The organism is Streptomyces sp. Y309, from assembly GCF_056712025.1.
Genome location: NZ_CM160048.1, coordinates 488,296 through 507,554 on the forward strand (window position 1 = coordinate 488,296; position 19,259 = coordinate 507,554).

Below are 19,259 nucleotides of genomic sequence, written 5' to 3' on the forward strand. Positions count from 1 at the left end.
TCGTTTGCTTCGGGCCACGGAACGAGGCGAACCTTTCACGGTTTGTTACCTCTTGTTACCTCCGCGCGCTGGGACATCATGCAGATTCGCGATCTTCCGTACGCCGACCCGGGCCGGCCCGACACCCGCTCGGGTCCCCGCTTCCTGCTCTGGCTCGGCCGGAACCAGCTCGGCGGCCAGCTCAAGGCGCTCGGCTGGGGACTGGTGCACTTCCTCGGCATCGCGGCGCTGCCGTACACCGTGGGGCTCGCCGTGCAGGCCGTCGTCGACGGCTCGGGCACGCGGCTCGCGGTCGCGGGCGGAGTGATCCTGCTGGCCGGGATCGCCGTCGCGGTCGGCGACACCATGCTGCACCGCACCGCGGTCACCAATTGGATCACGGCGTCCGCCCGCACCCAGCAGCTGCTCGCCCGCAAGACCGCGGTGCTCGGCGCGGCGCTCACCCGGCGGGTCGCCGCGGGCGAGGTCGTGGCTGTGTCCACCGGGGACGTCGAGAAGATCGGCTGGTTCGTGGAGGCGCTGTCGCGGTTCGCGGCGGCCGCGCTGACCGTGGTCGCGATCTGCGTGGGCCTGCTCGTGTACGAGCCCTCGCTCGGCGTCGTCGTCGCCGTCGGCATTCCGCTGCTGGCGGTCGCCGTCCTGCCGCTGCTGCCACGTGCCACCCGGCGCGCCGACGTCCAGCGGGAGAAGGCCGGGCGCGCCACCGAGCTGGCCTCGGACACCGTCGCGGGACTGCGCGTCCTGCGCGGCATCGGCGGCGAGGAGCTGTTCCTGGACCGCTACCGGCGCGCCTCGCAGGAGGTGCGGGCGGCGGCGGTACGCAGCGCGCGCATGTGGGCGGTGATCTCGGCCATTCAAGTCCTGCTGCCGGGGCTGCTCCTGGTCGTGCTCGTCTGGCACGGCGTGCACCTCGCCCGGGACGGCCGCATCACGGTGGGCGAACTGGTCACCGTGTACAGCGCGGTGATGCTGCTCAACTACCCGCTGCGGCACTTCGAGGAGATCGCGATGGCGTACTCCTTCTCGCGGCCTTCGGCGAAGCGGGCGGCGCGGGTGCTCGCGCTGGAGCGGACTGAGGGCGCCGTTGGCGCACAGGGTGCGCCGGGTGCGCCGGGTGCGCCGGGTGCACAAGACACGCAGGACGCCGGTGCGGGTACGGCTGCCCGGGCCGACGACGAATCCGCCGTCCCCTCCGGCGACCTCCTCGACCCGGCCACCGGCCTGCTCGCCCCGGCCGGACGCCTCACCGCCGTCGTGTGCGGCGACCCGGACGCGGCCGGCCGGCTCGCGGAACGGCTCGGCGGGCACCCGGCGTTCGAGGAAGCGGCGGAGCTGCCGTCGGTGCGGCTCGGCGGCGTACCGCTGGACGAGGTTCCTCTCGACACCGCCCGCACCGCCGTCCTCGTCCAGGACAAGGACCCGGTCCTGCTGTCCGGAACGCTGCGGGCGCTCCTCGACGTACCGTCGTCCGGAGCCGTGAGCCCGCACCAGGCGCTGACCGCGGCGCAGTGCGCCGACGTGCTCGACGCCCTCCTGCAGGGCTCGGTCGCGGACGACCCGATGGACGCCCGCCTCACCGAGCGCGGCCGCTCCCTGTCCGGCGGCCAGCGCCAGCGCCTCGCGCTCGCCAGGTCGCTGGTCACCGACCCGGAGGCCCTGGTGCTCGACGAGCCGACGTCCGCCGTCGACTCGCACACCGAGGCACGCATCGCGGACGGCCTGCGCGCGCTGCGCACCGGCCGCACGACCGTGGTCCTCACCTCGTCGCCGCTGCTCCTGGACCGCGCCGACCGCGTCGTGTTCCTGTACGACGGCGAGGTCGCCGCGGTCGGCGAGCACCGCGAACTGATCGTCAGCGAGCCGCGTTACCGGGCCGTGGTGACGCGTGAGACGGACGAAGAGGGCGCTGAGGGCGCTGAGGAAGCCACGCGAGCCACGGAGACCGCCGTGGACGTCACCGGACCGCGCGAGCCCGACGGCGGCCCGCGCAAGGTGAACGTACCGGACATCGAAACCAGCATCGACATCGAGGAGTCCGCATGATCGGCCTGGCGCCGCCGGAGTACGACCCGGCCGCCCCGACCACCGCGGAGACGCTGCCCGTCGGGGCACCCGCCACCGTACGGGCCTACGTACGCGAGCTGTTCCGGCGCCATCGGCGCGCCTTCCTGCTGCTCATCGGCGTGAACACGCTCGCCGTGACCGCCTCCATGGTGGGTCCGTACCTTCTCGGCGGCATCGTCGAGAACGTCTCCGACGAGACCCGTGAGCTCCATCTGGGGCGCACCGTCGGCCTGTTCGCGCTCGCGCTGCTGGTGCAGGCGTTCTTCGTGCACCAGGTGCGGCTGCGCGGGGCGATCCTCGGCGAGCGCATGCTGGCCGACCTGCGCGAGGACTTCCTGGTGCGCTCGGTGGGCCTGCCGCCGGGCGTCCTGGAGCGCGCGGGCACGGGTGACCTGCTGTCCCGTATCACCACGGACATCGACCGGCTCGCCAACGCGATGCGGGAGGCCGTGCCGCAGCTCGCCATCGGCGTGGTGTGGGCCGGGCTGCTGGTCGGCGGGCTCGCCGTGACCGCGCCGCCGCTCGCCCCGGCGCTGCTGCTCGCCGTGCCCGTGCTGGTCATCGGCTGCCGCTGGTACTTCAAACGGGCGCCGTCCGCGTACCGTTCGGAGGCCGCCGGGTACGCGGCCGTCGCCGCCGCCCTCGCCGAGACCGTCGACGCGGGCCGGACCGTGGAGGCGCACCGGCTCGGGGCGCGCCGCGTCGAGCAGTCCGAGCGGCGCATCAAGGAGTGGACCGCCTGGGAGCGCTACACGCTCTATCTGCGCTCGGTCCTCTTCCCCGTCATCAACGCCACCCACGTCATCGTGCTCTGCTCGGTCCTCATGATCGGCGGCGTCTTCGTGCTGCAGGGGTGGATCGGGGTGGGTCAGCTCACGACGGGCGCGCTCATCGCGCAGATGCTCGTCGACCCGCTGAACATCATTCTGCGCTGGTACGACGAGATGCAGGTCGCGCACGTGTCGCTGGCCCGGCTGGTCGGAGTGCGCGACATCGAGCCCGACGCGGGCGACGACTCCGTACGGCCGGACGGGCGTGCCGTCCTCGCGGACGACGTGCACTTCGGCTACCGCGCGGGCGTCGACGTGCTGCGCGAGGTGTCCCTCGCCGTCGAGCCCGGCTCGCGGGTCGCGCTCGTCGGGCCGTCCGGCGCGGGCAAGTCCACGCTGGGCAGGCTGCTCGCCGGGATCTACGGGCCGCGTACCGGCCGGGTGACTCTGGGCGGCGCCGAGCTGGCGCGGATGCCCGCGGAGGACGTCCGCGCCCATGTGGCGCTCGTGAACCAGGAGCATCACGTCTTCGTGGGTTCGCTGCGGGACAACCTGCTGCTCGCGCGGACCGGGGCGAGCGACGCCGAGCTGTGGGCGGCGCTGGGCGCGGTCGACGCGGGCGGCTGGGGGCGGAGCCTCGACGACGGGCTCGACACGGAGGTCGGCTCGGGCGGCTTCGGCCTCACCCCCGCGCAGGCGCAGCAGATCGCGCTGGCCCGGCTCGTCCTGGCCGACCCGCACACCCTCGTCCTGGACGAGGCGACCTCGCTCCTGGACCCGCGGGCGGCCCGCCACCTGGAGCGCTCCCTGGCCCGTGTCCTCGACGGCCGCACGGTCGTCGCCATCGCCCACCGCCTGCACACCGCCCACGACGCGGACGTCATCGCCGTGGTCGAGAACGGCCGCATCAGCGAACTCGGCAGCCACGACGAGCTGGTGGGGGCGGATGGGGCGTACGCGGCGTTGTGGAGGTCGTGGCACGGGTGAGGCGGATCGTGGTGCACCGGGGGTGCTGAACGCCGTACCCCCGGCGCGCAGGCAAGGCACCAGCAGGGCGCAGGCAGGATGGCGGTCATGGACATCCGGCAGCTGGAGTACTTCCTCGCGATCGTCGATCACGGCGGGTTCAACCGGGCGGCGCACGCCCTGTACGTCTCGCAGCCCGCGCTGTCGCAGGCCGTGCGGGCGCTGGAACGGGACTTGGGCGGCAGCCTGTTCCACCGGATCGGCCGCCGGGCGGTGCTCACCGAGGCCGGCGCGGCGCTGATCGAACCGGCTCGCGCCGCCGTGCGCAGCCTGGAGACGGCCCGGTCCCGCGTCGCGGCCGTGCACGAGCTGCGCGAGGGCCGCCTTGACATCGCCGCCATGCCCTCCCAGGCGGTCGAGCCGCTGACCACGATGGTCCGCGCGTTCAGCGGCCCGTACCCCGGCGTTTCGGTGAGTGTCCGGGCCGCCTTCACCTCCCGCGACGTCGTCGACATGGTGCGCACCGGTGCCGCCGAGCTGGGCCTCCTCGCCACGTCGGGGCCGCTTCCCGACAAGGAGGTGGTGTCCCATGCCGCCGGGGAGCAGCGCTTCGTCCTGGTCACCCCGCCCGACGGCCAGTTTCCGGCCGGCCGGCCGATCGCCTGTGCCGAGCTGGCCGGGCAGCGGCTGATCGTCGGGCAGCGGGGCACGGGAATGCGGGCGTACGTCGACGGCCTGCGCGAGCGCGGCATCGACATCACCGTCGCGGCGGAGACCGAGCACCGGGTGTCGATCCTCCCGCTGGTCCTCGCCGGGGTCGGGCTCGCCGTGGTCACCGAGTCCTGGCGCACCATGGCCGAGCGGGCCGGGGCGCTGGTCGTGGACATCGAGCCGAGGACGACCCTGCGGATCGCCTTGGTCAGCCGCCGCACAGGGCTGTCCCCTGCCGCCGACACCTTCGTGACCTGCGCGCTGGAAGCCGTCGAGGACGGGGGCGCGGCCGGTCGCGCCGCCCGTGCCCGCGAGCACGGAGCAAACCCGCAGGTGGGCCGCTGATAAGTCGGCCCTATATGCCAGATCGGCAGAGCGACTTGGACGGTCCGCCGGCCTGATTGCTGCAATCGGCGCATGACCCGCCCTCACCGCATGACCCGCCATCACATCGCGCTCGTCCCCGGCGACGGCGTCGGCGCCGAAGTCCTGCCGCCCGCCCGGCACGTGCTGGACACCGTCGGCGCCCGCCACGGCATCGGCTTCTCGTACACCACCTACGACTGGTCCTGCGAGCGCTACCTGCGCGAGGGCGCGATGATGCCCGACGACGGCCTCGAACAGCTCCGGGACAAGGACGCGATCCTGCTCGGCGCCGTGGGCTACCCGGGCGTGCCCGACCATGTCTCCCTGTGGGGGCTGCTGATCCCGATCCGGCGCGGCTTCCGCCAGTACGTCAATCTGCGGCCGATCCGCGTCTTCGAGGGAGTCGACAGCCCGCTGCGCGCTGCCGCCTCCGGTGACGTGGACTTCGTCGTCGTACGCGAGAACGTGGAGGGCGAGTACAGCGAGATCGGCGGCCGCCTGAACCGGGGGACTCCCGAGGAGATGGCCGTCCAGGAAGCGGTCTTCACCCGTGCCGGGGTGACCCGGGTCGTCGATTTCGCCTTCGAGCTGGCCTCGCGGCGCGGCGGGACGCTCACCTCTGCCACCAAGTCCAACGGCATCGTGCACACCATGCCGTTCTGGGACGAACTCGTCGCCGAGCGTGCTGCCGCCCACCCGCAGGTCTCGTGGGACCAGGAGCACATCGACGCGCTGGCGGCGAAGTTCGTCCTCGACCCGGCCCGCTTCGACGTGGTCGTCGCCTCGAACCTGTTCGGTGACATCCTCAGCGACCTCGCCGCCGCCGTCGCGGGGTCCATCGGCATCGCCCCGGCCGCCAACCTCAACCCCGAGCGCGACTTCCCCTCGATGTTCGAGCCGGTCCACGGCTCCGCACCCGACATCGCGGGGCGGGGCATCGCCAATCCGCTCGGCGCCATCTGGTCGGCCGCCATGATGCTCGACCACCTCGGGCACGCCGAGGCGGCCAAGGACGTCACCGACGCGATCGCCGGGGTGCTGGCCAAGACCGACGTCCGCACGCCCGACCTCGGTGGCGACGCGACGACCGCCGAGTTCACCGACAAGCTCCTCGAACTGCTCTGACCCGCTCCGACGTCCCGGCTGCGTCCACGTTCCTCGACGTAGAGACGTCCACGTTCCTCGACGAGGAGAGACGAGGAGAACTGCCATGGCAGCACCCGCATCCGTCCCTGTGCGCCCGCCGTCCAAGCCCTGGTACAGGCAGCTCTATTTCTGGGTCCTGACCGCGATCGTCTGCGGCATCCTGACCGGCTGGCTCTGGCCGGGCGTCGGCGTCGGCCTTGAGCCGGTGGGCACCACTTTCGTGTCCGCCATCAAGATGCTCATCACGCCGATCGTCTTCCTGACCATCGTGGGCGGGATCGGCGGTGTCGACAGCCTGCGCCGCGTCGGCAGGGTCGGTCTCAAGTCCCTGGTCTGCTTCCAGGCCGGCACCCTGGTGGCCCTGGCTCTCGGCCTGATCGCCGTGAACGTCTTCCAGCCCGGCGCCGGAGTCCACGCCCACCCCGGCGAACTGCGCCTCTCCGGCGACGCCGCACAGTACGTCAAGGACGGCGAGGGCCAGAGCTGGTGGCACTTCCTGACCGACATGGTGCCCTCCAGCGCTGTGGGCGCCTTCACCGAGGGAAACATCCTCCAGGTCATCTTCTTCTCGGTGCTGTTCGGCATCGCGCTCAAGGCCGTGGGACCGACCGGAGTCCCGATCGTCGACGGGATCAACCGGCTGAGCACCGTCGTGTTCAAGATCCTGCACTACATCATGCTGGCCGCGCCCGTCGGCGCCTTCGGGGCGATGGCCTTCACCATCGGCAAGTACGGCATCTCCACCCTGACCAGCCTCGGCCGACTCATCGGCCTGTTCTACGGGACCTCGCTCTTCTTCGTCGTCGTGATCCTCGGCGGCGCCCTGGCCCTCCTGCGGATCAGCATCTTCCGGCTGCTCAACCATCTGCGCGAGGAGTTCCTCATCGTCCTCGGCACGTCCTCCTCCGAGAGCGTGCTGCCCCGGCTGATGACCAGACTCACGGGCCTCGGCGTACGCCGCGACATCGTCGGCCTGACGGTGCCGACCGGCTACTCCTTCAACCTCGACGGCAGCTCCATCTACCTGTCCCTTGCGGCCGTCTACATCGCCCAGGCCACGGACACCCCGCTATCCCTCGGACAGCAGCTCGGCCTGCTTGCCGTCATGATCCTCACGTCCAAGGGCTCGGGCGGCGTCACCGGCGCCGGCTTCATCGCCCTGGCCGCCACACTCTCCAGCGTCGGCACCGTGCCCGCGGCCGGCATCATGCTGATCTTCGGCATCGACAAGTTCATGTCCGAGTGCCGCGCCCTGACCAACCTCGCCGGCAACAGCGTCGCCACCCTCATTGTGGCCCGCTGGGAAGGCGTCCTCGACACCGCACGCGTCAACCGGGTCCTGCGCACCGGGACACCCGAACCGACTGCGGAGCCGGAACCGGAACCGGAACCGGAGGCAACGCCGCCCCCGGCGCAGGACACCGGATCCGCACCGGCACTGACCAAGACATGACTGGGCGGTTTCGTTCGCCCGTGGGTCAAGCTTGGCCGCCCGCCCCGCGCAGGGCGCCTCAGCCGGTTTTCGCGGAGCGGCCGTGTCATCGCCCGCGCCGTCCCATAACCTCGTGCATGGATACGTCAGATGTGCTGTGTGTGTCCACGTCGAGGAGGCGATAGTGCTCGGAAAAGGCACGCGGTTGCACGCGGGCGCCATGGCCGTGGCCTGCATGGTGCTCGTCGGCCCCAGTGCACCGGGCGACACCCTCTTCGGCAGGTCATCGCCTGTCGAGGCCGCCAAGGATGTCGTACCGAACCGGGTCATGACGTGGAACATCTGCAACCCCTGCGACGAAAGCAACGTCGGTCGGGCAGCGGAGATCGCCACGTATGCGCCGCAGGTCATCGGCCTGCAAGAAGCGTGCGTGCGTGACGTCGAGAGGATCCGGGACTATCTGGAGAGCCTTCACGGGCTGGTTTACCACGTCGAGTACGGCTCGGTCCTCCGGAATCGGAGCCGCTGCGGGGGATGGCCGTGGAGTCCGGGGGCCTTCGGCCAGGCGGTCCTCTCCGCGGCACGGATGACAGACCGCGTGAACGTGGAATACCCCGACGGCGGATCCGAAGACCGTGGGTACATGGCAGTCACCACCGTTGTGGGCGGCCAGCGCGTCCGGGTCTTCAACACGCACCTCGCCCAACGACGTCAAGAAGCGGTCCGGGCAGACCAGACCGGCGTACTCGCCGCGGACGTCGCCCGGCACGACCGCGCGATCGTTCTCGGCGACTTCAACGCCGTGCCGGACGCCCCCGAACTCACCGACGTATGGGCACTGGCCGCGGATGCAGACCCCCAGTGCCATCCCTCACCCACCGGGACCGGCACCTGCGAGCCGACCACCGACTGGCACAGCAAGTTCGACTACATCTTCCTGCGAGACATCGTCCCGCTTGAGCACCGTGTGCATCCCACCTCGTACTCGGACCACCACCTGCAGCACTCCGACCTGGACCTCACTTAATCCGACCTGGACCTCACTCAAAACGAGACAGACCCAGGCACCTGGTCTTGCTCGGGCAAAAGGGGCCCGTCTCGTCAGCCCACAAGGCCGTCACAGGTGGGGAGTTGAAAATGAACGCACAGGACACGGCCAAGCGGCTGCGGGCCATCTGCGACGAGCTGTCGGACCGCTTCTATGAGCGGGCCGACGTGGTGCGGACGCTGGTGACGACGCTGCTGGCCGGACAGCACTCGTTGGTGCTCGGCCCGCCCGGAACCGCGAAGTCCGAGATGGCCCGGGAGCTCACGGCCCGGATCGAGGGGGCGTCAGCGGCGGCGAGCCGATCCGCTGCCCCCTGATCGGGGCCATCACGGCGAGCAACGAAATGCCCAGCGAAGAGGATTCGGCCGCGATCTACGACCGGCTGCTCGTGCGGATCGAGGTCGGCTACCTGGAAGACCCCTCGAACTTCGCCGCGCTGGTCCGCTCCGCCGTCAGCCGCCCTGCGGCGCCGACACGGACCACGATCGAACTGGCCGCGCTGCAGCACGCCGTGACCGAAGCCGTCCCGGCCGTGGAGGTCCCCGACGTGATCGTCGACGCGGTGCGTACGCTGCGGGCCTCCCTGCGCCGCAAGGAACTCGTCGCCCCCGACCGTCGCTGGCGGCAGGCGGTGGGCCTGCTCCAGGCGTCCGCGTACCTCGACGGCCGCCCGGCCGTCGGCGAGTCCGACGTGTCGGTGCTGACTCACGTGCTGTGGGACTCCCCCGCCGAGCGCCCGGCCGTCGAGCGCGAGGTGCTGCACCTGGTCAACCCCGACGCCAAGGAGGCGCTCGACCTGGCCGACACCATCGAGGAGCTGGAGGCCCAACTCGACGCCATGGCCGGGCAGTCCCGCGAGGCGCTGAGCGAGTGGGTCATCAAGAAGGCCCACAACCAGCTCGCCATGGCCGGGAAGCGGCTGGAGAAGCTGCGCGAGGAGGCGGCGGGCGCCGGCCGCTCCACCGCCGCCATCGACCGGGTCACCGGCCGCCAGCGCGCCGTCCGCGCCCGCGTTCTCACCGAGCCCTCGGCATGGACGCGAGCATGGCGCAGGCCCAGCTCTGAACACCGGGGATCAGGGCCACAGGACCATGGGCAGGACACCAGGCGACCTCAACGAGTTGGCGAGCCGGGCCGGGAAGCGGCTGGCCCAGTCCGCCGCCGCTCCCGAGCGGCACACCGCGGCCGTGGTCGCGGACCGGTTCGACCGGATCGCATGGCGCGACACGTACGAGCAGTCGGCCGGACTGCGCGAGCTGGCCGAGGAGTTGAACGAGCGCTACGCCCACACCACCCACACCACGTACACCACCGACCTCCTGACCGATGCTTTCCTGGCCGCCTACAAGGTCGGCCCGCGGTTGCGCGAGCGCGCGGAGATGGACCCGTCCCGGCTGGTAAACCACCAGGTCATCAGCTCGCTGATGGAATCACCGGAGTACGCCGAGCTGCGCCGGGAGACGGCCGGCGACCCCTATGCCGCCGCCATGGCCGTACTCGCCCAGGCCACCGCGCTGCGCCGGATGCTGGAGCGCTCCCGGGATGCCCAGGAACAGGCCGAGCGGGCGAGGAAGGCCCACCAGGACGTCGCAGGCGCGGCGACCGCCATGGGCGAGGCGCTCCGGCGGGCCACCGACGAGGCGGGCTGGTCCGATGAGGCCGGCATCTCGCCGACCCCGGCCGCCGACGCCGTACAGCAGGCGATCGAGGCCGCCGAGCACGCCGAGGACGCCGCGCGGCAGGCCGCCCAGGACGCCGCGCAGGCCCTCGCGGCGCCTGCCCCCGGTATCCGTGCCACCGCCCGGAACGCGGCGGCGAAGGCCGCCGAGGGCGCCCGGGAGGAGGCCGCGCTGATGCGGGCATGGGGCATGGGCCCCGGCGAGCTGGAGCGGATGCCGTTCGACCAGCGCGCCCGGCTCGCCGAGCGGCTCCGCACGAGCCGTCTCGCGCTGTGGGCCGAGCTGATCGGTCGCTTCCGGCAGATGGCCGGCGGCGAGCGCGCCCGCAAGGTGGAGAACGCCGCCGGGGAGCTGGTCGGCGTCACGCTCGGCAACGACCTCTCTCGCATGATCCCCTCCGAGCTGGCCAACCTCGGCCTGCCCGAGCTGCGTGCGGTGTTCGCCGCGCGCTACGCCGCCGGGGAGCTGATGCTTTTCGACAGCCAGGGAGAACAGACCACCGGCCGGGGCGCCATCATCGCGTGCGTGGACACCTCGCACTCCATGTACGCGGAGGGGCCGGGCGGAGTCAGCCGGGGGGGGCGTGGGCCAAGGCGTGCGCTCTGGCGCTGCTGGACCAGGCCCGGCACGCCCGGCGGGACTTCGTCGGCGTCCTGTTCTCCGCCGCCGACAAGATCCAGGTCTTCCGCTTCCCGGCCGGCCCGCCCGCCGACATCGCCCGGATCCTCGACTTCGCGGAGACCTTCCTCGGCGGCCGTACCAGCTTCCAGACGCCGCTGACAGCCGCCCGTGAGCTGCTGGAGGAGGAGTTCAACGACGCCGCCCGCACGCGCGGCGACATCGCGATGCTCACCGACGACGAATGCGGCGTCACCGAGGAATGGATGCGCGGCTGGAACGACGCCAAGCGCCTGCTGGGCTTCTGGGTCTTCGGCCTGGCCGTCGGCTCCCCTCCCGCCGCCGAGGCCGAATCGGTCCTGGAGATCCTGTGCGACAACCTCCGCTCCATCGAGGACCTCACCGACGTCCACGCCGCCGCCGACCTGTTCCGCGTGATCTAGCCCGCCCCGGCCAGACAGCCGCTGCCTAGGCTTTGCGGGCGAGCAGTTGAATCTCCTTGAACTGCCGCCGGTCGGTGGGCTGAGGCTCGCGAACCATCCGGGCCACCTCGGCCAACCCGGACTCGCGCAGCATCCTGGCGAGGTGATCGGGCCACCACCGGTAGGCCGGCGCGACTGCGTGGTCGAAGACCTGCGTCGGGTGAGACGCATCTTCGCTTGCCGAAAAGCCGATCAGGAGGTGGCCGCCAGGTGCCAGCACGCGGTGGAACTCCGCCAGGATGTCGGGCAGTTCCTGCGGCGGCGTGTGGATGACGGACCAACGGGAGAGTACGCCGCCCAGCGAGCCGTCGGCGATGTTCAACGCGGCCATCGAGCCCACTTCGAACCGCAGATCCGGATAGGCCTGCCGAGCCAACTCGATCATCGCAGGAGCGGCATCAACACCAAACGCCGCCAGCCCCAGCTCGTCCAGATAAGCCGTGATGTGGCCAGGCCCGCACCCCAGGTCCGCGACCTGACCGTCCCCACTCGCACTGACGACCTCGGCGAAGACGCCCAATATCCCGCGGTCCACGGGACTGTCACGCAGCGAGTCGCGGAACAGCTCCGCATAGGTGGAGGCAGCGGCGTCGTAACCGTCGCGGGTGACAGTGAGGGCATCGTGTTCGACCATGCTCGCGACAGTAGTTCCTGGCCCCGAGGCGAGCCAAGACGATCTCCCCTCCCGCCGTTCGCCTGGGCTGTCTTAGGGTGACGTGGTGGATAGCCAAATGGATCAGATCTCCCTCCAGGGCTTCGGGGATGCCGCCGCCGGGCCCGTCCCGACCAATGTTCTGGGCCTGTCCCCGGTGTTCACCGACCCGCTGTGGCGGACAACCGTCCACCTGAACCCCGTGGAAGTCGACCTGCTGCGTACCGAACCGCTACGGCGCCTGCACTTCGTCGCACACGGCGGGGCCTCGATGATCAGCACCCTGCAGTCGTACTCCAGGCTTGAACACACCCTCGGTGTACTGGCGCTGGGCGCGCACTTCCGCCCGGACGACGAACTCCTACGGGTCGCGGCGCTGTTGCACGACATCGGCCACCTGCCACTGAGCCACACCTTCGAAGGCATCGCAGGCCTCAACCATCACGCCATCGGCTTGCAGTTGCTGCGGACCGACCCGATCCATGCTGCGCTGCAGAAGCACGGAATCAGCACCGACGCCGTCATCACCCGACTCGGCGGGCCGCCGCCCTCGCCACTCACTGGCCGCTCCGGCCTGCTGAACCTCGACCACCTCGATTCCTACGTGCGTAGCGGTCGTGCCTCCGGACGTCTCGATGCTGATCCAGCGGTCATGCTGGACCGGCTCGACCTCCAGGACTCCGCGGTATCGGGCGACCGCGAGACTGCCGCGTCACTTGTCGACCTGATCTGCGCGGAAGCACGGCTGCACACCTCGTGGGACAACGTGGGCCCGGTCTCGGTGGTCCGGCGCCTGGCCTGCCGACTGCTCGAATCCACGGGCCTCGCCCCGGCCCGGCTCGCCCGGATGACCGACCCGCAGCTGTGGTCCGCGTTCGACTCCTGCGACGACACGCGAGCGGAGAGCGCCATGATCCGGTACGAGCTGCACCGGCTGAAGGTCGCGGCCGGAGAGGCTCCCGGGGACCTTTCCGGTTGGGACTTCTCACTGCGCAAGATCTACAGCTCCGCGCCGCTGGTGGCGGGGCAGCGGATCGAGGTGTCCGCGCCGGAGCTGGCAGCCGAGCTGGACGCTCTGAGATCGCTGTCCACCGAGTTCCACGTCTGGTGGACCTGAGTGCCGGCCGTCTGAGCACGGCACCAGCCCACCCCCGGACAGCACCTGAGTCACCGCCACCCGGCCACCGCGATCGACCGCACCAGCGCCACAGGCGGGCGCACCACCGCCTCAGATGAAGTTGAGCGCCGCCGCGCCCCCCACTCCCCCGAGCAGCATGAACACCGGCATCAGCACCTTCAGCTCGACCCAGCTCCCGGCCCGGAACCGCATCATGCGTGGCGGCCCGATCGGGTACCAGCGCTTGCGGCCGATCGGGATGGGCCACAGGATCGGGCAGCCGGAGACGGTCAGCGCGTCCCCGATGTCGTGCACCAGCGCACCGAGCACCACCGGCAGCCCGAGCCACAGGTACTCCTGGCCCGGCGCCGTGAACAGCCAGTCCGACCCATTGCCCGGTTTGTCCAGCACGCCCGCCATGATCCACGCGCTGGTCGCCGCGAGGAGCCACACCAGCACATCGCTGCTCGACCCGCGCGCGGCCCGCCACAGCAGACCTTCGATGGCGAGCACCATGTGCACGAACAGCAGCGCGAGCACCGCCCAGCGCCCCCCGGCCACCGCGAGCACCGAGGAGCCCACGCCGATCATGACCGCCCAGACCCAGGTGTGCGTGAGCGTGCGGTGGCCGCCGGAGCGACGCGGGTCGCCGGGCTTGCGGGTCGACCGGTAGACGGCGTACGAGAGCTTGTCGACTATCTCGCACAGGCCGCGCGAGAGCGGCCCGAAGGCGCGCGAGATGGTCGCCGACCTGTGGTCGAGGTCGGGCGCGAGCGCGGCCCCGGCGCAGATCAGGGCTCCCACGAGCAGGACCGGCCCGGGCATCGAGTGCCCCGCGGCCGCCGCGGCGGCGCCGACGCCCAGCCAGGCCGCCGCCCCCGACAGTGAGTGTGCCGGTCCCATCATTGCTGTTGCCCGCCCCATTTCCGTTGACCCGACGCCCCGTTGGCAAAACAGCGTAGCGTTCGTGATCTTCGTGTGGTCGTCCGGTTCCCTGATCCGGCGGGAAGGGAGGCAAGATGGGGGTGTGACCCTTATCGATCAGTTGCCGCCGGATGCCGACCCCGATGCCCTCTTCGAAGCCTTCTCGTCGTGGGCCGAGGACCAGGGGATCACTCTCTATCCGGCCCAGGAGGAGGCGCTGATCGAGGTGGTTTCCGGGGCAAATGTGATCTTGTCGACACCCACCGGCTCCGGCAAGAGCCTGGTCGCGGCCGCCGCGCACTTCACGGCGCTCGCCCAGGACAAGGTCACCTTCTACACCGCTCCGATCAAGGCGCTGGTGTCGGAGAAGTTCTTCGACCTGTGCAAGCTCTTCGGCACCGAGAACGTCGGCATGCTGACCGGCGACGCCTCCGTGAACGCCGACGCCCCGGTGATCTGCTGCACCGCCGAGGTCCTCGCCTCCATCGCGCTGCGCGACGGCAAGCACGCCGACATCGGCCAGGTCGTGATGGACGAGTTCCACTTCTATGCGGAGCCGGACCGCGGCTGGGCCTGGCAGATCCCGCTGCTCGAACTGCCTCAGGCGCAGTTCGTCCTCATGTCCGCCACGCTCGGCGACGTCTCGATGTTCGAGAAGGACCTCACCCGCCGCACCGGCCGCCCCACCTCGGTGGTCCGCTCCGCGACCCGCCCCGTCCCGCTCTCGTACGAGTACCGCCTCACGCCCATCACCGAGACACTGACCGAGCTCCTGGAGACCAAGCAGGCGCCGGTCTACATCGTGCACTTCACGCAGGCCCAGGCCGTGGAGCGGGCGCAGTCGCTGATGAGCATCAACATGTGCACGCGCGCCGAGAAGGACCAGATCGCCGAGCTCATCGGCAACTTCCGCTTCACCACGAAGTTCGGCCGCAACCTCTCGCGCTATGTCCGGCACGGCATCGGCGTGCACCACGCCGGCATGCTGCCCAAGTACCGCCGCCTCGTCGAGAAGCTCGCCCAGGCCGGTCTCCTCAAGGTCATCTGCGGCACGGACACCCTCGGCGTCGGCGTGAACGTGCCCATCCGCACGGTCCTTTTCACGGCGCTCACCAAGTACGACGGCAATCGCGTGCGCACCCTGCGCGCGCGGGAGTTCCACCAGATCGCCGGCCGCGCCGGGCGCGCCGGCTTCGACACGGCTGGCTTCGTCGTGGCGCAGGCGCCCGAGCACGTCATCGAGAACGAGAAGGCGCTCGCGAAGGCGGGCGACGACGCGAAGAAGCGCCGCAAGGTGGTCCGCAAGAAGGCTCCCGAGGGATTTGTGGGCTGGACCGAGGGCACTTTCGAGAAGCTGATCGCCTCGGAACCCGAGCCGCTCACGTCGCGGTTCCGCGTCACCCACACCATGCTGCTTTCGGTGATCGCGCGGCCCGGCAACGCCTTCGAGGCGATGCGCCACCTCCTGGAGGACAACCACGAGCCGCGCAAGCAGCAGCTCCGCCACATCCGCCGCGCCATCGCCATCTACCGCTCCCTGCTCGCCGGGGGCGTCGTCGAGAAGCTCGACGAGCCGGACGCCACCGGACGCGTCGTGCGCCTCACCGTGGACCTCCAGCAGGACTTCGCCCTCAACCAGCCGCTGTCGACGTTCGCCCTCGCCGCGTTCGAACTCCTCGAGCCCGAGTCGCCCTCGTACGCCCTCGACATGGTCTCCGTCGTGGAGTCCACCCTCGACGACCCGCGCCAGATCCTCGCCGCCCAGCAGAACAAGGCGCGCGGCGAGGCCGTGGCGCTGATGAAGGCCGACGGCATCGAGTACGAGGAGCGGATGGAGCGCCTTCAGGACATCACGTACCCGAAGCCGCTGGAGGAGCTCCTCTTCCACGCCTACGACACCTACCGCACCAGCCACCCGTGGGTCGGCGACCACCCGCTGTCCCCGAAGTCCGTGATCCGCGACATGTACGAACGGGCGCTCTCCTTCACCGAGTTCACCTCGTTCTACGAGCTCGCCCGCACCGAGGGCATCGTCCTGCGCTACCTCGCGAGCGCGTACAAGGCGCTGGAGCACACCATCCCGGACGACCTCAAGTCCGAGGACCTAGAGGATCTGATCGCCTGGCTCGGCGAGATGGTCCGCCAGGTCGACTCCAGCCTCCTGGACGAGTGGGAGCAGCTCGCCAACCCCGAGGTCATGACGGCCGAGGAGGCCCAGGAGAAGGCCGACCAGGTGAAGCCGGTGACGGCCAACGCCCGTGCCTTCCGTGTCCTGGTCCGCAACGCGCTCTTCCGCCGTGTCGAGCTCGCCGCCCTCGACCACGTCGAGGAGCTGGGCGAGCTGGACGCCGAGTCGGGCTGGGCCGCGGACGCCTGGGGCGCGGCCATGGACAAGTACTGGGACGAATACGACGATCTCGGCACCGGTCCCGACGCGCGCGGCCCCAAGCTGTTGCGCATCGAGGAGGACCCGGAGCACGGTCTTTGGCGCGTCCGCCAGACGTTCGCCGACCCGAACGGCGACCATGACTGGGGCATCAGCGCGGAGGTCGACCTCGCGGCTTCCGACGAGGAGGGCCGCGCCGTCGTCCGCGTCACGGACGTCGGGCAGCTCTGAGCGCCCCCAGCCCCTGGACAGGAGTCGAAAGACCGTCATGAACAACCCCGCCGACCGCCTGGTCGATCTGCTGGACCTGGAGCAGATCGAGGTCAACATCTTCCGCGGCCGCAGCCCGCAGGAGTCCCTCCAGCGTGTCTTCGGCGGGCAAGTTGCCGGGCAGGCGCTGGTCGCGGCCGGCCGCACCACCGAGGGCGACCGGCCGGTGCACTCGCTGCACGCGTACTTCCTGCGTCCCGGCCGACCGGGCGTGCCCATCGTGTACCAGGTGGAGCGGGTGCGGGACGGCCGCTCCTTCACCACGCGCCGCGTCACGGCGATCCAGCAGGGTCGCACCATCTTCAATCTCACCGCTTCCTTCCATCAGCCCGAAGAGGGCGCTTTCGAGCACCAGCTGCCGCCCCGTATCGAGGCCCCCGCCCCGGAGTCGCTGCCGACGGTCACCGAGGAGATCAAGGAGCACCTGGGCGCGCTCCCGGAGCAGTTGGAGCGGATGGCGCGGCGGCAGCCCTTCGACATCCGCTACGTGGACCGGCTGCGCTGGACCGCCGAGGAGATCAAGGACGCCGAGCCGCGCAGCGCGGTGTGGATGCGCGCCGTCGGCCCGCTGGGCGACGATCCGCTGGTGCACACCTGCGCGCTCACGTACGCCAGCGACATGACCCTCCTCGACGCCGTCCGCATTCCCGTGGAGCCGCTGTGGGGCCCGCGTGGCTTCGACATGGCCTCGCTCGACCACGCCATGTGGTTCCACCGGCCCTTCCGCGCCGACGAGTGGTTCCTGTACGACCAGGAGTCGCCGATCGCGACGGGCGGCCGGGGGCTGGCGCGGGGCCGCATCTACGACATCGAGGGACGGCTCCTCGTCTCGGTCGTCCAGGAGGGGCTCTTCCGCCCGCACACGCCCCGGCACATGGGCACGCCGACGCCGGAAGCCTGAGCCGCGGGAGGCGTCTCGATGTGGGCGGGGCGGGCGGAAGGTTCGGTCGATGGGACAGTCGATGGGACATGAGAGCCTCCGGGTGTAAGGACGACCGACGGGAGCACGACATGAGCGACAGCGGCACCGGAGCGGGCGACGACCGGGACAAGGTGTTGGCCGAGGCCGTACGACTCCGCGAGAGCGGCAGCCGAGAGGAGGCGCGCGCACTCCTGGTCCCCCTCAGCGAGCGCTTCCCCGACGATCCCGAAGTGGCGTACCAGACCGCCTGGGTGCACGACACGCTCGGCCTCGAAGCCGAGGCCCTGCCGTACTACCTGCGCGCGATCCAGCGGCCGGGCCTGTCGGACGACGACCGGCGCGGAGCGCTCGTCGGCCTCGGCAGTACCTACCGCGTCCTCGGTCGCTACGAGGAAGCCGTCACCGCCCTGCGCGAGGCGTCCGAGGAGTATCCGGACGACGGAGCCCTCAAGACCTTCCTCGCCATGGCGCTGTACAACACGGGCCAGGCCCACGACGCGATGGGAATCCTGCTGCGGCTCCTCACCGCGACAAGCCGGGACCCGGACATCGCCGCCTACCGCCCCGCCATCGAGTACTACGCCAAGAACCTCGACGAGACCGTCTAGCTAATTCCGCCTGCGGCGCAGCCACTTGAACAGTCCACGTGGCTCATCGTGCCGCTCGGCCACCTCGGGGGCGACGCGCGCGGCGGGCCACGGCGGCGGATCCGGCGCCGGGTGCGGGCGGGGTGTGGCGACGATCGGTGGACGGCCCGGCCGGGGTGCGGGGCGCAGCCGCCGGGCCTCCTCCAGGGTGAGGAGCAGATTCGCCCTCAGCCAGCTCATCTCGTCCGGGTCGTCCGCGGTCGTGATGCGTTCGACGATGCGCGTCGTGGGCGACTCGGGCGGGGCCTGCGTCAGCGGCTCGGGCTTGAGACGGTTCAGATAGGCGCGTTCGTAGGGGTCCCTGACCACCTCCGCGAGCTGCACCGGGTCGAGCAGCGACGCGCCTGCGGCCGCACGCTCCCACGGGTCCTCCGACTGGCGCAGCAGGAACCCGGCGTGCCGGCCCCGCCAGTTGCGCGGCCGCAGGTCCACGCCTTCTTCCAGCCGGGCACGGAGCACCTGCGGTGCGCGGCCGGTGAGCAGGGCAGCATTCGCCTCGGATGCGACGAACTGCCTTAGTTCTTCGGCGAGATAGAGCCAGACGACCGCCCTGTACCGATTGATGTAGAACTTCACGGGCGTCAGGACGCCTGCGCGAGCCAGGCGCGTGAACCTGGCAGGCGTGATGTCCATGAGGGCCGCGCCCTCGGCTGTTCCCACCGCCTTGATGTGGTCTCGCAAGGACTCCGGGAATCCCGGCGCCTCCCGCACGCGGTCGATCTCCTCGCGCCTGACGCGCCTCCGGCCGCCCGCCGGGTCCGCCACGGTGCGGATCCGGCCCAGCATCACGGCCAGGTCGAACTCGCCGCGCTTCAGTCCCAGTTCACGTGCGGCGCGACTGCGCGCGACCGTGGATGGCGGGCCGGCCGACGAGGTCGGCGGATGGCTGGAAGGGGTGGTCGACCCGAGGTGAGAGCCCCGGCGTGCGGATCCAGATGCAGATGCAGGCTGCGCGATGGTCTGTGTGTCGCCAGTCATGGCGGTTCTCCCCCGTGCTTGGTCATTGCTCGTGGAAAAACCGTAGCCCGGACGCACCAGATCCCGCTCGGCCTGTGGATA

At 70.9% G+C, this 19,259-nt stretch carries 13 protein-coding genes and 2 pseudogenes; 12 read left to right on the plus strand and 3 right to left on the minus strand.

Going from position 1 to position 19,259, the window contains the following annotated elements; translation table 11 throughout:
- The first annotated feature begins 78 nt into the window (after positions 1-78).
- The 8 genes and pseudogenes from AC0KTA_RS02040 to AC0KTA_RS02075 all read left to right on the plus strand — a co-directional run bounded on the left by AC0KTA_RS02040 (position 79) and on the right by AC0KTA_RS02075 (position 11,243).
- Complete coding sequence (locus AC0KTA_RS02040) at positions 79-2,043, plus strand: ABC transporter transmembrane domain-containing protein (protein WP_481053344.1); 1,965 nt, start codon at positions 79-81, stop codon at positions 2,041-2,043.
- Positions 2,040-3,821, plus strand: coding sequence for an ABC transporter ATP-binding protein (locus AC0KTA_RS02045; RefSeq protein WP_481053345.1), 1,782 nt, complete (start codon positions 2,040-2,042; stop codon positions 3,819-3,821). The genes AC0KTA_RS02040 and AC0KTA_RS02045 overlap by 4 nt, the downstream gene beginning before the upstream one ends.
- An 87-nt stretch (positions 3,822-3,908) precedes the next feature.
- Entirely contained in the window at positions 3,909-4,856 is a 948-nt protein-coding gene (locus AC0KTA_RS02050) for a LysR family transcriptional regulator (RefSeq protein WP_481053346.1), read from the plus strand.
- Positions 4,857-4,946: 90 nt separating this feature from the next.
- Positions 4,947-6,002 (plus strand): tartrate dehydrogenase, encoded by a 1,056-nt coding sequence (locus AC0KTA_RS02055; RefSeq protein ID WP_481056279.1) that lies wholly within the window; start codon positions 4,947-4,949, stop codon positions 6,000-6,002.
- 85 nt (positions 6,003-6,087) lie between these two features.
- Positions 6,088-7,476: a C4-dicarboxylate transporter DctA gene (gene dctA / locus AC0KTA_RS02060; RefSeq protein ID WP_481053347.1), complete on the plus strand. Its 1,389-nt coding sequence runs from the start codon at positions 6,088-6,090 to the stop codon at positions 7,474-7,476.
- A 199-nt stretch (positions 7,477-7,675) separates the two neighbouring features.
- Positions 7,676-8,482, plus strand: a complete 807-nt coding sequence (locus AC0KTA_RS02065; protein WP_481056280.1) for an endonuclease/exonuclease/phosphatase family protein — start codon at positions 7,676-7,678, stop codon at positions 8,480-8,482.
- A gap of 110 nt (positions 8,483-8,592) precedes the next feature.
- Positions 8,593-9,568: pseudogene (locus AC0KTA_RS02070) on the plus strand (AAA family ATPase).
- A 26-nt stretch (positions 9,569-9,594) separates the two neighbouring features.
- Positions 9,595-11,243: pseudogene (locus AC0KTA_RS02075) on the plus strand (VWA domain-containing protein).
- Between the two features lie 25 nt (positions 11,244-11,268).
- On the opposite strand, the gene AC0KTA_RS02080 reads toward AC0KTA_RS02075, so the two are convergent.
- A complete protein-coding gene (locus tag AC0KTA_RS02080; protein WP_481053348.1) occupies positions 11,269-11,916 on the minus strand; it encodes a class I SAM-dependent methyltransferase in 648 nt (215 codons plus the stop codon).
- A 97-nt stretch (positions 11,917-12,013) separates the two neighbouring features.
- On the opposite strand from AC0KTA_RS02080, the gene AC0KTA_RS02085 reads away from it, so the two are divergent.
- Positions 12,014-13,051: an HD domain-containing protein gene (locus AC0KTA_RS02085; protein ID WP_481053349.1), complete on the plus strand. Its 1,038-nt coding sequence runs from the start codon at positions 12,014-12,016 to the stop codon at positions 13,049-13,051.
- Between the two features lie 111 nt (positions 13,052-13,162).
- Here AC0KTA_RS02085 and AC0KTA_RS02090 read toward each other — a convergent pair whose 3' ends face one another.
- The gene (locus tag AC0KTA_RS02090) at positions 13,163-13,957 is read right to left on the minus strand and encodes a metal-dependent hydrolase (protein ID WP_481053350.1); all 795 of its coding nucleotides are present in this window, start codon (positions 13,955-13,957) and stop codon (positions 13,163-13,165) included.
- A 61-nt stretch (positions 13,958-14,018) separates the two neighbouring features.
- Between AC0KTA_RS02090 and AC0KTA_RS02095 the strand changes: the two genes are divergently transcribed.
- The 3 genes from AC0KTA_RS02095 to AC0KTA_RS02105 all read left to right on the plus strand — a co-directional run bounded on the left by AC0KTA_RS02095 (position 14,019) and on the right by AC0KTA_RS02105 (position 18,161).
- Complete coding sequence (locus AC0KTA_RS02095) at positions 14,019-16,592, plus strand: DEAD/DEAH box helicase (protein ID WP_481053351.1); 2,574 nt, start codon at positions 14,019-14,021, stop codon at positions 16,590-16,592.
- A gap of 37 nt (positions 16,593-16,629) precedes the next feature.
- Positions 16,630-17,532 carry an acyl-CoA thioesterase gene (locus tag AC0KTA_RS02100; RefSeq protein ID WP_481053352.1) on the plus strand — a complete coding sequence of 301 codons (903 nt, stop codon included), beginning with the start codon at positions 16,630-16,632 and terminating at the stop codon, positions 17,530-17,532.
- Positions 17,533-17,642: 110 nt separating this feature from the next.
- Positions 17,643-18,161, plus strand: a complete 519-nt coding sequence (locus tag AC0KTA_RS02105) for a tetratricopeptide repeat protein (protein ID WP_481053353.1) — start codon at positions 17,643-17,645, stop codon at positions 18,159-18,161.
- Here AC0KTA_RS02105 and AC0KTA_RS02110 read toward each other — a convergent pair whose 3' ends face one another.
- The gene (locus tag AC0KTA_RS02110; protein ID WP_481053354.1) at positions 18,162-19,178 is read right to left on the minus strand and encodes a DUF6397 family protein; all 1,017 of its coding nucleotides are present in this window, start codon (positions 19,176-19,178) and stop codon (positions 18,162-18,164) included. It abuts the gene before it with no gap.
- Positions 19,179-19,259 lie beyond the last annotated feature (81 nt).